At 62.8% G+C, this 14915-nt stretch carries 13 protein-coding genes; 7 read left to right on the forward strand and 6 right to left on the reverse strand.

Going from position 1 to position 14915, the window contains the following annotated elements; genetic code table 11:
• Positions 1-156: 156 nt before the first annotated feature.
• Genes menH through AACQ95_RS14485 form a run of 3 tightly spaced genes read right to left on the reverse strand, consistent with a single transcriptional unit; the run spans position 157 to position 4002 of the window.
• Positions 157-924, reverse strand: a complete 768-nt coding sequence (gene menH / locus AACQ95_RS14475; RefSeq protein ID WP_241278864.1) for a 2-succinyl-6-hydroxy-2,4-cyclohexadiene-1-carboxylate synthase — start codon at positions 922-924, stop codon at positions 157-159.
• A complete protein-coding gene (gene menD / locus AACQ95_RS14480; protein ID WP_241279014.1) occupies positions 914-2632 on the reverse strand; it encodes a 2-succinyl-5-enolpyruvyl-6-hydroxy-3-cyclohexene-1-carboxylic-acid synthase in 1719 nt (572 codons plus the stop codon). The genes menH and menD overlap by 11 nt, the downstream gene beginning before the upstream one ends.
• Positions 2633-2682: 50 nt before the next feature.
• Positions 2683-4002: an isochorismate synthase gene (locus AACQ95_RS14485; RefSeq protein WP_241278865.1), complete on the reverse strand. Its 1320-nt coding sequence runs from the start codon at positions 4000-4002 to the stop codon at positions 2683-2685.
• A gap of 207 nt (positions 4003-4209) precedes the next feature.
• Between AACQ95_RS14485 and AACQ95_RS14490 the strand changes: the two genes are divergently transcribed.
• From AACQ95_RS14490 to AACQ95_RS14510, 5 genes are all read left to right on the forward strand, one after another.
• Positions 4210-5115, forward strand: coding sequence for a 1,4-dihydroxy-2-naphthoate polyprenyltransferase (locus AACQ95_RS14490; protein ID WP_043557061.1), 906 nt, complete (start codon positions 4210-4212; stop codon positions 5113-5115).
• Between the two features lie 251 nt (positions 5116-5366).
• Entirely contained in the window at positions 5367-7502 is a 2136-nt protein-coding gene (gene cstA, locus AACQ95_RS14495) for a pyruvate/proton symporter CstA (protein ID WP_241278866.1), read from the forward strand.
• Between the two features lie 59 nt (positions 7503-7561).
• Entirely contained in the window at positions 7562-7759 is a 198-nt protein-coding gene (locus tag AACQ95_RS14500) for a YbdD/YjiX family protein (protein WP_025325546.1), read from the forward strand.
• A gap of 126 nt (positions 7760-7885) precedes the next feature.
• A complete protein-coding gene (locus tag AACQ95_RS14505; RefSeq protein WP_241278867.1) occupies positions 7886-8899 on the forward strand; it encodes a CobW family GTP-binding protein in 1014 nt (337 codons plus the stop codon).
• A 13-nt stretch (positions 8900-8912) separates the two neighbouring features.
• Complete coding sequence (locus AACQ95_RS14510) at positions 8913-9131, forward strand: DUF6500 family protein (RefSeq protein WP_042868861.1); 219 nt, start codon at positions 8913-8915, stop codon at positions 9129-9131.
• A 72-nt stretch (positions 9132-9203) separates the two neighbouring features.
• Here AACQ95_RS14510 and AACQ95_RS14515 read toward each other — a convergent pair whose 3' ends face one another.
• Positions 9204-10649 (reverse strand): PepSY-associated TM helix domain-containing protein, encoded by a 1446-nt coding sequence (locus AACQ95_RS14515; RefSeq protein WP_241278868.1) that lies wholly within the window; start codon positions 10647-10649, stop codon positions 9204-9206.
• 277 nt (positions 10650-10926) lie between these two features.
• Here AACQ95_RS14515 and AACQ95_RS14520 point away from each other — a divergent pair, with 277 nt between their 5' ends.
• A complete protein-coding gene (locus AACQ95_RS14520) occupies positions 10927-11340 on the forward strand; it encodes a hypothetical protein (protein ID WP_042868865.1) in 414 nt (137 codons plus the stop codon).
• Here AACQ95_RS14520 and AACQ95_RS14525 read toward each other — a convergent pair.
• Together AACQ95_RS14525 and dbpA are read right to left on the reverse strand one after the other, a co-directional pair.
• The gene (locus AACQ95_RS14525; protein ID WP_139708554.1) at positions 11327-11617 is read right to left on the reverse strand and encodes a YkgJ family cysteine cluster protein; all 291 of its coding nucleotides are present in this window, start codon (positions 11615-11617) and stop codon (positions 11327-11329) included. The two genes, AACQ95_RS14520 and AACQ95_RS14525, sit on opposite strands and share 14 nt — an antisense overlap.
• Before the next feature lie 114 nt (positions 11618-11731).
• Positions 11732-13111: an ATP-dependent RNA helicase DbpA gene (dbpA, locus tag AACQ95_RS14530; RefSeq protein WP_042868868.1), complete on the reverse strand. Its 1380-nt coding sequence runs from the start codon at positions 13109-13111 to the stop codon at positions 11732-11734.
• A 563-nt stretch (positions 13112-13674) separates the two neighbouring features.
• On the opposite strand from dbpA, the gene AACQ95_RS14535 reads away from it, so the two are divergent.
• Positions 13675-14880 (forward strand): NupC/NupG family nucleoside CNT transporter, encoded by a 1206-nt coding sequence (locus AACQ95_RS14535; RefSeq protein WP_241278869.1) that lies wholly within the window; start codon positions 13675-13677, stop codon positions 14878-14880.
• The last annotated feature ends 35 nt before the right edge of the window (positions 14881-14915 follow it).

Below are 14915 nucleotides of genomic sequence, written 5' to 3' on the forward strand. Positions count from 1 at the left end.
ATTTTTCCTTCTGTTGTAGTGCACAGTGAGCAATCGCGTCATCCGAAACAGGTGCGTACAGCTCCGCTTCCGTCATTGCTTCAATCATGTGCACTCTCTTTTTCTTGTTGGTGATAAGCCCGCAACGCCGGCTCAGGTAAAGGGTGTCATGCCGTTTTATGGCGTACTCACAACCCACCCCCGCAGGAGTTGGGCAAAGGTCTCGGGCTGGCTGGCGTGCAGATTGTGGCCGCCATCCAGGGTCAAGTGATTGATATTGCAGCCCTGCTTCACCAACTGGCAAGCCAGCTGATGGAATTTGTGATCCTGGCTGCCGGAGAGCCAGGTCACCGGCAAGCGAGTACCGGCCAGCGGTTCTGCTCTTAGCCAGGGGGCGAGATCCGGCTGCTGGCCCAGCGAGGTGGCGCGCAGCATGCTAGCGACGGCTGTGCCCTCGTTGCCAAGGCGGCGAGCTGCCTGGCGGGCGCGGGCCGCCTCGTCGAGATCGGCGAACACTCCCTGCCGATACCAGTCGGCCAGCACTTCTGTCAGCGGTTCGCGCTCGAAGCGCCGGGCCCAGCGCTCGTCGTGTTCGATGCGAGCGGCCCGCTCGGCCAGCGGCAGGCCGGGATGGCAGTTTTCCAGCAGCAGGGCCTGCAATCCGGCGGGGGATCGGCTGGCGTGATAGAGGGCGAGCCGTCCGCCCAGCGAATAGCCGGCCAGTCGGTAGCGCGTGATGTTGCGCGCCTCAAGCTCGCCACAGAGCCACTCATGGGCTTCTTCGAAGCCGCTCACCCGCAGATGCTGGTTGTGGCCGTGGCCTGGCAGATCCAGCGCGTGGCAATCCATTCCAGGCAAGGCTTCGATCACCGGCTGCCAGTCGTTGGCATCGCCGAGCAGACCGTGCAGCAGCACCAGGGTTGGCTGGTCAGTGCTAGATGCCACGGATAAGGGTTCCCAAGGCTTTCAGATCTTCGGCCACCTCGCTGCTCGGTACCTTGATTTCAATCAGGGTTACTTTCTTTTCCAACGCCGGGTTTGTCAGGGCTGCGCCGTAGGCCTGCTCGAATTCAGCCAGCGTGGTCGGTGCCCGATAGTGAAGGCCGAACATGGCGGCGGCCTGCTCGAAGTGCAGGCCGTGGGGCAGGCAGTAGTAGGTCTCCAGCAGCCGATCGCCGGTGGGCACAGGCAACATGCGAAAGATGCTGCCGCCGTCGTTGTTGAGCAGGATCACCACCAGCGGCCGGCTCGACTTGCCGAGCAGGGCCAGGCTGTTGAGATCGTGCAGGGCGCTGAGATCGCCGATCAGCAGGGTCGTCGGCTGCTCGCTCGACTGGGCGAAGCCATAGGCGCTGGCGATCAGGCCGTCGATGCCGGAGGCGCCGCGGTTGGTCATCACCCGGCTCGGTCCCTTGCCCGCTTCGCCGAGCATGTCCATCAGCCGGGCCGGCATGCTGTTGCCGACGAACAGCTGGCCTTGGATCAGGGCGCCCAGCCGATGGCAGACACCGAGCTCGGAGAAGCGATCGCAGGCGCTGCGGATCTGGCGGGTGGCGCTCTGCTGGCGCTCCGCCAGCCGGTGCCAGGGCAGGTGGCGAGTGCTCACCTTGTGGGTCGCGGCGAAGGCGGCGGGCTCGCACACCAGACGGCGGCGCAGCCGGTAATCGGGGTCGAGCCGCGCCGGCTGCGGATCCACCAGCCAGTAATCCTGCCAGGGGTGCTGCTTGATGAACTGGCCTAGCCGCTTGGAGATGAGGCGGGCACCGAATTGCAGCAGCACTTCGGCGCGAGCCAGCTCGGCCACGAAGCAGCTGTTTTGCAGGGCGAGATCCATGTGGATGAGGTTGCGGGCATCGAAGCGGATCTGGCTCTGCAGATCCGCCAGCAGCGGCCAGCCGAGGCGCTCGGCCAGCTCGGCCACCAGCTGCGCCTGGGCGGGATCCTGAATGCGGCCCGCGACTATGACGCCACGTTTGCCCTGCAAGGCCGCCCAATCCGGCTGGCGAGGGCAGATTTGCTCGTTCTGCTGCCAGGGGCTCCAGGGCTCGCTGGAATGGAGCCAGTCACCGAGGGGGGCCAGGTAGTCGCTGAAGTCTTGATATGCGTCGCCGGGGTAGAGCGGTTCCGGGTACATGCAGTTGAAGTGCACAGGCCCCGGCGTCAGCGCCTGCTGGGCCAGCGCCTGATCCACCGAACTCAGCACGAAGGCCGCCGGTATGGTCGGGGTGGGGCTCGGCAGGTTCTGCTGATAGACGGGGTAGCGCCCGAAGATCCCCTGCTGATCGATAGCCTGGTTGGCGCCGTTGTCGATAAGCTCAGGCGGGCGATCGGCCGAGAGGATAATCAGCGGCACGCCAGTGAGTTGCGCCTCCGCCACCGCCGGCCAGAGGTTGGCGACCGCCGTGCCCGAGGTCATGATCACCGCCACCGGTCGGCCGCTGCCCTTGGCCAGCCCCAGCGCCATGAACCCCAAGCCCCGCTCGTCAAAATGGAGGTGACGACGAAAACCGGGGTGGGCGGCGGCGGCCATGGTGAGCGGCGCCGAACGTGAGCCGGAGGCCAGCGCTATGTCTCGCACGCCGAGGCGATGGAGCTCTTCCAGCAAGAGGGAAGACCAGACGTGATTGAAGGTGGCATGTTGACTGGCAAACACGGGGCTCGCAAACATGGGGCTCTCGCTGAATGAGGGTCGATGGGAAAACGCTATCCCAGCAGGGAGAGCACGTTGGCGATCTTGTTGTCGAGTTCGGCCCACTCGGCGGCGGGCTCGGATCCCGCCACTATGCCAGCCCCGGCGAACAGTGTGATGGTCTGCGCCGTGACGCGGGCGCTGCGGATGGCGACCGAGAATTCCGAGGTCTCCCGGCTCAGCATGCCGCAGGCGCCCGCATACCAGCCGCGCTGGTAGGGTTCACATTCGCGGATAAAGGCCAGTGCGGCTTCGCGCGGGGCGCCGCCTACCGCGGGGGTGGGGTGCAGGGCGTCCAGCAGTTGCCAGTCACAGACCCCGGTTTTGAGTTCGGCCTCTATGTCGCACTTGAGATGTTGCAGCAGCCGCAGTTTCAGAATGCGCGGCTCGGTCAGGCTGGCGCCCGTGGTGAGCGGTGCCAGCCGGCTGAGGATGTCGGCGTGCACCAGCCGGTTCTCCAGCCGGTTCTTGCTGTCGGCCAGCAACTCGGCGGCCAGGGCCGCGTCGGTCGCCTCGTCGCCGGAGCGGCGTATGGTGCCCGCCAGCGCCTCGGTGAAGAGGTGGCTCCCTTCCCGGCGGTAGAGCCGCTCGGGGGAGCAGGAGATGAAGCTCTGCTCGGGGGAGAACTGAAAGCCGAAGTGGAAGCAGTCCTGGGCGTGCTGCGCCCACTGCGCCAGCAGGGACCAGGGGCAGAGGTCATCGTCGTGCCGCTGGCGGGAGAGCAGGCTCTCCCGCGACAGCACCACCTTGGGGGTGTGCGCCTGAAAATCGGGCGCCGTCACCCGCTCGACCAGCGTCTGCCACTGGGCTGGGCCCGGGCAATCCTGGCGCTGCCAGACGTGGGGTTGCAACGCAGGCAGGGGCGCTTCCGGTTGCAGGGCCGCGAGGGCCTCCTCGGCCGCCTGCAGCTCGGCATCCAGATTGCCGTCGGTCAGCCAGAGATTGAGGCAGAGGCTGACACACTCGCCCCGGCGCACCAGCTCGATGCGGGGCAGCACGAAGCGGCAGGGGCCAAAACCCTGCCAGCCGGGCTGAGCGGGATCGAACGCCAGTCCGCCGTAGTAGCGCGGACTGTCGTCGTGGGGCTGGCCCGTGTGCGCGCAGACCTGTTGTATGTCCTGCGGCCGGGTCAACTCGCGAATGCAGCCCAGCGCCACGTATTCGGGCTTGTCGTGCCCTCTGGCATGCCAATAGATACGGGGATAGAGGGTCTGCGCCGCGAGCCAGCCCAAAAAGGAGTCGACCTCGATCGCCACGCGCAGCCGCACGAAGCCGCTGGCGTTGCCGTGACGCAGGGCGTCCAGTTGTTGCTTGATATGGGTCTGAGCCAACATGGATTTCGTCTATGAGCCGATAGTGACGGTCAATCCTGCAGAAGGATGCCGTTGGTTTATGCCAAAGGAGCGATTATTCCTATATATTATCTGCCCATTCGTCCATGTAAATCGCCCGGGGAGCTGACTCCCGAGGGGCCAAGTATACCGAAATCCGGTTCGATAACCCTTAACACGATCAATATCTGATTGTTTGGCCATCACAATATGACAAATACCTTCTCTATCTGGTTGCTGGCGGCGCGTTTGCGAACACTGCCGCTCGCGTGCTCCTCCATCTTGCTGGGATCCGGGCTGGCGGCCAGCCGTGGCGCCTTCGATGGCACTATCATGGTGCTCTCCCTGCTGACCGCCATACTGCTGCAGATCCTCTCCAACCTGGCCAACGATTACGGGGATGCTGTCTCCGGTGCCGACAATGGCGAACGGATCGGTCCCCAGCGCGCTGTGGTCTCGGGTCTCATCACCCAAAAGCAGATGTGCATGGCCATGGCGTTGACCGCCCTGGCCGCCGTGGTGAGCGGCCTCGCCCTGCTGGGCTGCGCCTTCGGCGATCAGTGGCTGCAGATCCTCACCTTCGTGGTGCTGGGCGGCGCGGCCATAGTCGCGGCCATCACCTACACGGTGGGCAAGACCCCTTACGGCTACCGCGGTTTCGGCGATATCTCTGTGTTCCTGTTCTTCGGCCTGCTGGGGGTGCTCGGCTCTTACTACCTGTTCACCAAGACGCTGCAGTGGGATCTGCTGCTGCCGGCCACCGCCTGCGGCCTGCTGGCCACCGCCGTGCTCAACATCAACAATGTGCGGGACATAGAGACGGACGCGGTCAGCGGCAAGATCACCCTGGCGGTGCGGCTCGGTCGCAACCGCGCCATCGCCTATCACTGGCTGTTGCTGGGGGCGGCGCTGATCAGTACCATCGCCTTCCTGCTGACCCAGCCCGCCAGCTTCTGGCCCTGGATCTTCCTGCCCGCCATGAAGCCGCTCACGGACGCCGCCAAGACATTGCGCACGAGTTTCGATGGCGAGGTGCTGACCGGTGCCCTCAAGAAGACCGCCATCAGCGCCTTCCTGTTCAGCCTGCTGCTCTCCATCGGGCTGGCGCTCTCCTGATGGGGTGATGATGCATGAAAGGCTCCGAACAGGGGCCTTTTTTGTGGGCATCCCCGCCGGTTTTTCCAATCATTTCAGTCTCATCAAGATCGCCATTCCCCAAACTGCCGTGATCCGGTCGGCAATATTGAGAAATTCTCCGGCCAGCGAGTTGAGTTGTGACGGGCCCCGATTGTGGCGCCAGAGCGATTGCTATAGAGATGTAACCGTATCTGGTTGCACATGTAAAAATCGATGGCGGGAGCAGACTGATGGACAAGTTAGGGAAACACCTGGGATGGGGGCTGATGGCGCTGGTGGGCGCCAGTTCGCTCGGCTATATCGCCCTCAACCGGGGCGAACAGATAAACGCACTCTGGATCGTGGTCGCGGCTGTGTGCGTCTATCTGATCGCCTATCGCTATTACGGCCTGTTCATCGCCAAGCGCGTGCTGGCGGTCGACAGCACGCGCATGACCCCGGCGGTGCGTCACAACGACGGTCTGGACTATGTGCCGACCGACAAGAAGGTCTTGTTTGGCCACCACTTTGCCGCCATCGCCGGCGCCGGCCCCCTGGTCGGTCCCGTGCTGGCGGCCCAGATGGGCTATCTGCCCGGCATGCTCTGGCTGCTGGCCGGGGTGGTGCTGGCGGGGGCGGTACAGGACTTCATGGTGCTGTTCGTCTCCACCCGCCGGGATGGTCGCTCCCTCGGTGAGTTGGTCAGGGCTGAGATGGGGCCCACGGCGGGTGTCATCGCCCTGGTCGCCACCTTCATGATCATGGTGATCATACTGGCGGTGCTGGCGATGATAGTGGTCAAGGCGCTCGCCCACAGCCCATGGGGCACCTACACTGTGGCCTTCACCATACCGCTCGCCATCTTCATGGGGATCTATATCCGCTACCTGAGGCCGGGCCGCATCGGCGAGGTGTCTGTGATCGGTTTGGTGTGTCTTATCTTCGCCATCGTCTCCGGTGGCTGGGTGGCCGAGAGCGAGACCTGGGCACCCTATTTCGACTTCGACGGCGTGCAGCTGACCTGGATGCTGGTGGGCTATGGCTTCGTCGCCTCCGTGCTGCCGGTCTGGCTGCTGCTGGCACCCCGTGATTACCTCTCCACCTTCCTCAAGATCGGCACCATAGTGGGCCTCGCCATCGGCATACTGGTGACCCAGCCGACCCTGCAGATGCCGGCGCTGACCCAGTTCATCGACGGCACAGGCCCGGTCTGGGCCGGGGATCTCTTCCCCTTCCTGTTCATCACCATCGCCTGTGGTGCCGTCTCAGGCTTCCACGCGCTCATCTCGTCCGGCACCACCCCCAAGATGCTGGCCAACGAGAATCAGGCCTGCTTCATCGGTTACGGCGGCATGCTGATGGAGTCCTTCGTCGCCATCATGGCGCTGGTGGCCGCCTGCGTCATAGATCCGGGTGTCTACTTCGCCATGAACAGCCCCATGGCTGTGCTGGCGCCGGCGGGCACAACAGACGTGGTGGTCTCCGCCGCTGCCGTGGTGAGCAACTGGGGCTTCCAGATCACCCCCGAGACCCTGACCCGCATCGCCAGCGAGGTGGGTGAGCAGAGCATCATCTCCCGTGCCGGCGGTGCCCCGACCCTGGCGGTCGGCATGGCCTACATACTGCACGGTGCCCTCGGTGGCCTGATGAACGTCGCCTTCTGGTATCACTTCGCCATCCTGTTCGAGGCCCTGTTCATCCTCACTGCCGTGGATGCGGGGACCCGGGCGGCGCGCTTCATGCTGCAAGATCTGCTGGGGGTCATCTCCCCCTCCCTCAAGCGCACCGACTCCCTGCCGGCCAACCTGCTCGCCACCGCCCTGTGCGTGCTGGCCTGGGGTTACTTCCTGCATCAGGGGGTGGTGGATCCCCTCGGTGGCATCAACACCCTGTGGCCGCTGTTTGGCATAGCCAACCAGATGCTGGCGGGCATGGCGCTGATGCTGTGCGCCGTGGTGCTGTTCAAGATGAAGCGTCAGGCCTATGCCTGGGTGGCCCTGCTGCCCACCAGCTGGCTGCTGATCTGCACCCTGTCTGCGGGTTGGGAGAAGACCTTCAGCGACAATCCCAAGCTCGGCTTCCTGGCCATAGCCAACAAGTTCCAGGCCATGATCGACAGCGGCACCATCCCGGCCCAGTACACCGAATCCCAACTGGCCCAACTGGTGTTCAACAACCGGCTGGATGCGGGGCTGACGGTGTTCTTCATGCTGGTGGTGGTGGTGCTGGCCGGCTTCTCCCTGAAGACGGCCCTCAAGGCGCTGAAAAATCCGCAGCCGACCGCCAACGAGACGCCGTATCAGGCTATGCCGAAACAACCGGGTGCAACCCGGCCCAAGTCTGACGACGATGCTGACGACGGCGAGCTGGCACCCAGCCTCAAGTAAGTCAGCAGGCCGGCACCCGCGGGTGCCGGCGCCTCATCGACGGCCTTTAAGGAGTTTGCATGTTCGATACCCTGGCCAAGGCGGGCAAGTATCTGGGGCAGACCGCCAGACTCATGGTGGGTGTGCCCGATTACGACAACTACGTGCAGCACATGCGGCTGACTCATCCCGAGCAGACCCCCATGAGCCACGACGAGTTCTTTCGCGAACGCCAGGATGCCCGCTACGGCGGCAAGAATGGCGGGCGCTGCTGTTAGGTTTCATATCGCAGGATCCCATCATGACGACATGCTGTCGCGGTCGCCCTTGATTGAACGGTTTTCTCGGCTCTGGCCGGATATAGCGGACACTGCGACTAGCCCCCTCACCACAGGACTCCCATCATGACGAATGCTGTAGCGGTCACCCTGCTGACCGGTTTTCTCGGCGCCGGCAAGACTACCTTGCTCAACCACTTCCTGCGCCACCACGCCGACGCCTCCGTGGCCATCCTGGAGAACGAGTTCGGCGCCGCCAACATAGACGGCGCCCTGCTGGAGGGAGGTGAGGGGATAAGCGTGGTGGAGCTCAGCAACGGCTGCGTCTGCTGCAGCGTGCGCGGCGAGTTTCGGGCAGCGCTGAGCGACCTGCTGGCCCGACGGGCGGCGGGGGAGCTGAGGTTCGAGCGGCTGATCGTCGAGACCACGGGGCTCGCCGATCCTGCCCCCATCATCCAGACCTTCTTTGTCGAAGAAGAGTTGCGCGATGCCTTGTGCCTGGATGCCGTCATCACCCTGGTCGATTGTGAACACATAGGCCGCCAGCTGGACGAGCATCCGGTGGCGGCGGCCCAGATAGGTTTTGCCGATCGCATCCTGCTCACCAAGACCGACAGGGTGGACGGGGCGACGCGGGAGGCGGCCATAGCGCGAGTCCACGGGATCAACCCCAGGGCGCAGATCCTCGACATAGTGCAGGGTGAGTGCCCGGCCGAGTGCTGGCTGGATCTGGATGCCTTCAGCCTGAGCGACGAGCTGGCGCTGAGTTCAGGCCTTCGCATTGTGCGGGCAGGGCAGCAGGGCTTCGAGGCGTTTCGCCCGCTTTCGGCGCGGCCGCGCTCCTGGCAGGATGCCATCTCGGCCCAGCTGTTCGAGGGGGGCGAGCTGGATTTGAAGCAAATCGGCGCCTTCATGGAGCAGTGCATCGAGTTGCATGGCAATGACATGCTGCGCTACAAGGGGGTGCTGGCCATCGCGGGTGAATCGCGCCGCCTGATAGTGCAGGGAGTACACAGGGTAGCGGGGTTCGATTACGGCTCTCCCTGGGAGGAGACGCCTCCTCAATCTCGGCTGGTGATCATCGGCCGCTACCTGCCCGTCGAGGCACTGCGGGCGGGGTTTGCCCGCACGCAAGCATGAGGGGAAAAAGCACATGCGCGGATCATTGAAAAAGAAAATCATCCAGGTCTGCCACCAGAAGATTGCGCAGAAGGGGGAGGCGGTGGGCGTCTCCTTCTATGCGTTTTTTGCCAACCGCAATGACGACCCCGAGTTGTTGATGGAGGCGGCGACCTGGTGGATCCAGACCCAGAGACTCGACCATTTCGAGAAGGCGCGGAAGATTATCGCGCTGGTCGAGGCGATGGAATAATAGGGGGGATGAAACAAGAAGGGCTCCTGATGAGGAGCCCTTCTTGTTTGCCGCCATCGTCGGCGAGTGCCCTCAGCTGGCCCGTGCCAGGCGGGTGGCGCGGCGGGAGAAGATCAGGCTGTCCAGCAGCCAGATGATGACCATGGAGGCGCCCACCAGCGGGAAGCAGATGCCGAGCAGCACCAGCACGGCGATGGCGCCGCGCATGGGGGGCAGCTTGGCCGGCAGCGGCGGGGCGGCGAGACGGCCCTGCGGGCGGCGGCTCCACCAGATCCAGAGGCCGCTCACGGCGCTCAGCAACACCATCAGGCAGATGAGCAGCATGGCGAGCTGATGGGGCCAGCCGTAGAGCTTGCCGGTGTGCAGCATGACGCCGGTTTCCACCGTCTTGGCGACCAGGCCGTAATCCTGCCAGCGCACGTCGGCCAGTACCTTGCCGCTGTACTGATCTATGTGCAGGGTGGCATCGTTGCGCGGATCATCGGCGAACAGGGCTATGGTGTAGACGCCGCTCTTGCCGGCCGGCGGCGTGATGCTGTAGCCCGGGGTGACCTGGCGTTCGTTGGCAATGTTCACCACCTGTTGCAGCGGGATGCGGTGTTCGGCCATCACCATCCCCTCGTGTTCCCCGCCATGGTTCATGTCGCTGTGATCGTGACCTTCCGCACTCTGCGGTATGGCCGTGTCAGCCATCGCCATGGAGGCCATCTCATCGGGCTGTGTCGAGCTCGGCATGGGGGTGTTCTCCATCGCCCAGGGCACAGTTTGGTCGTGGGCCTGGTTCAGGCTGCGGGCAAGCGGCGTGGATGCGGGCACCTGGTTCCACATGGCGGCCGGGAAGCGGTTCCAGACGTTGGCGAACTGATCCCCCCAGAAACCGGTCCAGGTCATGCCGCTCAGCAGCAACAGCAGCAGGAAGCCCGCACCCCAGAAGCCGACTACGGCGTGCAGATCACGCCACCAGAGGCGTCCGCGCTGGTTCATTCTGGGCCAGAGGATACCGCCCACCCCCGGCCCCTTGCGTGGCCACCACAGATAGAGGCCGCTGATGAGCAGCACGATTCCCCAGCCGGCCGCCAGCTCGATCAATCTATCCCCCGTGGTGCCGAGCAGCAGCTCGGCGTGCAGGGCACGGGCCACCGCCTGCAGATTCCATTGGTTGTCCAGGGTGCCGAGCAGGGCGCCGCTGGCGGGATCGAGGAACAGGGTCAGCTCGCGGCCGCCCTGACGGACGATGAACTGGGCGCTGGCATCCTGGCTGACTGGCGGCAGGTACTTGCTCAGGCTGGCGTCCGACATGGCCACCATCGCCTTGACCAGCAACTGATCTGCGCTCAGGGTCTGGCTGGCTGGCGTCACCTTCATCAGCTCGGGATACATGAGATTGTCGAGCTGGGGCTTGAACAGGTACACAATGCCGGTGAGCGAGAGCAGGATCAGGAAGGGGGCGACGAAGAGGCCGGCGTAGAAGTGCCAGCGCCAGATCCGCTGGTAGTGACTCGAGTCCCGGTTTTTCATCTCTGATCCTTGCGTTGATGACCAACGTTTCAGCTGGTGGAATGTTTATGGCGGCGCGAATGATAACAGCAACGTTTTGTTAACTGCAACAGAACATGATGGGAGGGGCGGCGGATCAAAATTGCCTGGGTAGCTGTGCCGGTCAGGGGCTGCCAGGCGATGGAACCTGGGCTTGGCCATGCGTGGTGGCGTGGACTTTTGGTAGATAAATCCTTACCTTGTTGCAACATGTCACCGTTTTGGTGCAGTGGGAAAGGATCCAAGGAAGGAGACTGGCGTGAAGTTGCAACCACACGGCCATTTTGAGATGCAGCGGCGTGGACAGGTGCTGATCTGTCAGCCGAGCGGCCCCTTCAACCTGGCGGGGGCCATAGCCTATGAGGCCGCCTTCAGCCGACAGATAGCGGAATTGCGCGATGCGCCCTGGGGGATCGTCGAGGTGGCGACCGAGTTTGAGGCGGCAGGGCCCGAGGTGCTTGCCCGCTTTCGTCGGCAGTTCGGCTGGTGCGCCGCCAATGGCTGCGCTTTTCTGGCGGTGGTGCTGGCGGGAAGCTTCAAGCAATACCTGGCCGACCAGGTCTTCAGCGAGCTGCCATTCCAGGCGATCCGCTACTTCGAGCAGGCCGACGAGGCGCTGTGCTGGCTGGAGCAGCGGCTGGCCGCCGATCCGGCTCCGCTCACTCCAGCTTGATAAACCATTTGTCGCGCTCGTCGACGCAGTCGGGCTCACCCATCTCGAACTCGCGGCAGATGAGGGGGCGAACCTCATAGATGCGGCACATCATGGTATTTCGGTCCAGCGCCGCACACCAGCCATCTTCCAGCCGGTGCATCACGGGCACCTGTCCCTCTATCTCGTCCACGTAGCGATCCGGTACGCCGGTATCGGTAAACAGCATGACTTCGAGGCGGCAGCAACAGGCTTCGCAGTTCTGGCAGCTGACGTCGGCTTGGGGTTCTCTGTTCATCTGTGTTGTCCATGCCATGGGAATGGCACATGTGCGATAAAAAACAGGCGCCTGCAGAGGCGCCCGTGCTGTGGTTCGTGACGAGTCGGGCAGGTGTCATGCCCGACTGCATCGTTAACCCAGTTTGCGGGCGCGGTAGGTGCGCCCCTTGATCTTGCCTTCCTGCAACCGCTTGAGGGCGGCGCTCGCCACGCTGCGCTTCACCGCCACGTAGGAGTACTGCTCGGAGATCTGGATCTTGCCAACATCGGCCCCGGCAATACCGCCTTCGCCAGTCAGGGCGCCCAGGATGTCACCGGCGCGCACCTTGGTCTTGCGGCCCGCATCGATGGAGAGGGTGGCCATCAGCGGCGCGATCGGTTTGATCTCGCGGCCAATCTCGGCCAGATCCCCTTGCGGGATGGGAGCCTGCTGGTACTCCTCGATAAAGTTGACGCGCTGGGCCTCGTTCGGCTGATACAGGCTCAGGGCCAGACCCTGCTGGCCGGCGCGACCGGTACGACCGATGCGATGCACGTGCACCTCGGGGTCATAGGTCAGCTCGAAGTTGATGACGGCGCCCAGCTCCTTGATGTCCAGACCACGGGCGGCCACGTCGGTGGCGACCAGTATGGTGGCGCTGCCGTTGGCAAAACGCACCAGCACCTGATCCCGCTCGCGTTGCTCCAGGTCGCCGTTCAGCGCCAGCGCCGAGAAGCCCTTGGCAGCCAGGTGGTCGGCCACGTCGTTGCAGGCCCGCTTGGTGTTGCAGAACACCACGCAGGAGCTCGGCTGGTAGTGGCTCAGCAGCCAGGTCAGGGCGTCGAGGCGCTGGCCGGCCGGCACTTCATACAGCTTCTGTTCGATGGCGCTGCCTTCGTGCAGTGACTCCACGCTCACCTCGACCGGGTTGCGCTGCACGCCGCGGCTCATCTGGGCTATCCCTTCCGGGTAGGTGGCGGAGAACAGCAGGGTCTGGCGGCGCTCGGGCGCATAACTGATGACCTTGTTGATGTCTTCGCCAAAGCCCATGTCCAGCATGCGATCCGCCTCGTCCAGCACCAGCGTCTCCAGGCTGGACAGCTCCAGGGTGCCCTGTTCCAGGTGCTTGAGAATGCGGCCCGGGGTGCCGACGGCGATGTGGGCACCGAAGCCCAGAGTGGCCGATTGCGGCGCGGTCGGGGTACCGCCACACAGGGTCACCAGCTTGACGTTCGGCAGGGCGCGGGCCAGACGACGGATCTCCTGAGCGACCTGATCCGCCAGTTCGCGAGTCGGGCAGAGCACCAGCGCCTGCACGTCGACGCGGTTGACGTTGAGCCGGGAGAGCAGACCCAGGGCGAAGGCGGCCGTCTTGCCGCTGCCGGTTTTTGCCTTGGCGATCAGATCTTTGCCATCGAGCACCAGGGGCAGGCTCTGGGCCTGGATCGGGGTCATCTGCAGATAACCCAGACTGGCGAGGTTTTCGAGCAGGGCGGGGGAGAGGTTGAGGCTGCTAAATTCGCTGTTGTTCACAAAAGGACTCTATTTCGGAGAAAACGGGGATGCGCTAACGCTAAGGCCGCGCATTGTACCAGAATGCGGCCTCGGGTGTGGCGGATTTTTGAACGCCTGAGCAAAGGGACCTGGTGAGGTGCGTGCAGGAAAAAGCGGGGCCTTTCCTGCTTGTGTGCACGGAACAGAATGCAAAACAGCGTCAAAAATAGTGCGACTAAGCCGGCGTCGTTCATCGCAAATAAGATAAACGTTTGTCACTCTGGTTTGATTAAATATTTTTGTCTCAAATTTAACCTGACCGCTACGACGGGGCGGTCAGCGTTTTAAGTGAATGTTAATATTGTGTTGTTGTGGCTCTTGCTGGTTGAGATGTTTATTTGTAACTGGCTGTTTATTATCTATTTTTATATTTATTGAACAGTGATTAGATGTCGTGCGGAGTGTTTAATTAATTTAAAAACGTTTGTATTATCCAACATGCATATTTTTACCGCAGATTGTGATGGCTATCTGATTTTTAAATATGCAAATGTCTATGATGGCGCCGGTCAAAAATAACAATTCACTCAGGTGCTACTGGTATGGAATACGTTCACTTTGTGCTCGGACTCGTGATGGTCCTCGCTCTCGCTTTGCTGGCTAACCGCCACAACTGGAAACAGATCAAACTGCGCTATATCGGCCAACTGCTGGTGGTCGAACTGGCACTGGCCTGGTTCATGCTGAACTCCGAAGTGGGTCTGGCTGTGGTGGGTGGCTTCGCTGCCGGCTTCACCAAGTTGATGGAGTTTGCCAAACAGGGTACCGACTTCGTGTTCGGTGGCCTGGTCAACGAAGGGGCCTTCTCCTTCTTCCTGATGGTGCTGATGCCCATCGTCTTCATCTCTGTGCTGATCGGGATCCTGCAGTACATCCGTCTGCTGCCCATCGTCATCCGTGGCATCGGTACCGTGCTGGCCAAGATCAATGGCATGGGCAAGCTGGAGTCCTTCAACGCCATCAGCTCCATGATCGTCGGCCAGTCCGAGAACTTCATCGCGCTCAAGAACACACTGCCACACCTGAACGAGAAGCAGATGTACACCCTGGCGGCGACCGCCATGTCCACCGTCTCCATGTCCATCGTCGGTGCCTACATGCAGCTGATCGAGCCGCGTTACGTGGTGGCCGCGCTGGTGCTCAACATGTTCAGCACCTTCATTGTGCTGTCACTGATCAACCCGTATGAGCCGGACAACTCTGTCACCGACCTGAAAGCCATCGCCGAGGGCGACGAGCACCACACCCCGAAGAAAGAGAACTTCTTCGAGATGCTGGGCGAGTACATCATGGCCGGTTTCTCCGTGGCCGTTATCGTGGCTGCCATGCTGGTGGGCTTCATCGCCCTGATCGCCCTGGTCAACTACCTGTTCGAGCTGGCGTTTGGCGTCAACTTCCAGTACGTCATGGGCTACCTCTTCTACCCGATCGCCTGGATCCTGGGTATCCCGGGTGGTGAAGCCCTGCAAGCCGGTTCCATCATGGCGACCAAGCTGGTGACCAACGAGTTCGTGGCCATGATGGACTTGGGCAAGGTCGCTGCCGAGCTCTCCCCGCGCACCGTCGGCATCCTCTCCATCTTCATGGTGTCGTTCGCCAACTTCAGCTCCATCGGCATCATCGCCGGTGCGGTAAAAGCACTGAACGAAGAGAAGGGCAACATGGTCTCCCGCTTCGGTCTGAAGCTGGTGTACGGTTCTACCCTGGTGAGCCTGCTCTCCGCCGTGATTGCCGGTGTGATGCTGTAACTCATCCATCCGCTCTCACCATGACAAACCCCTGC

The organism is Aeromonas sp. MR19 (genome assembly GCF_963899305.1).
In the GTDB taxonomy this organism is placed as follows: Bacteria; Pseudomonadota; Gammaproteobacteria; order Enterobacterales; family Aeromonadaceae; genus Aeromonas; species Aeromonas bestiarum.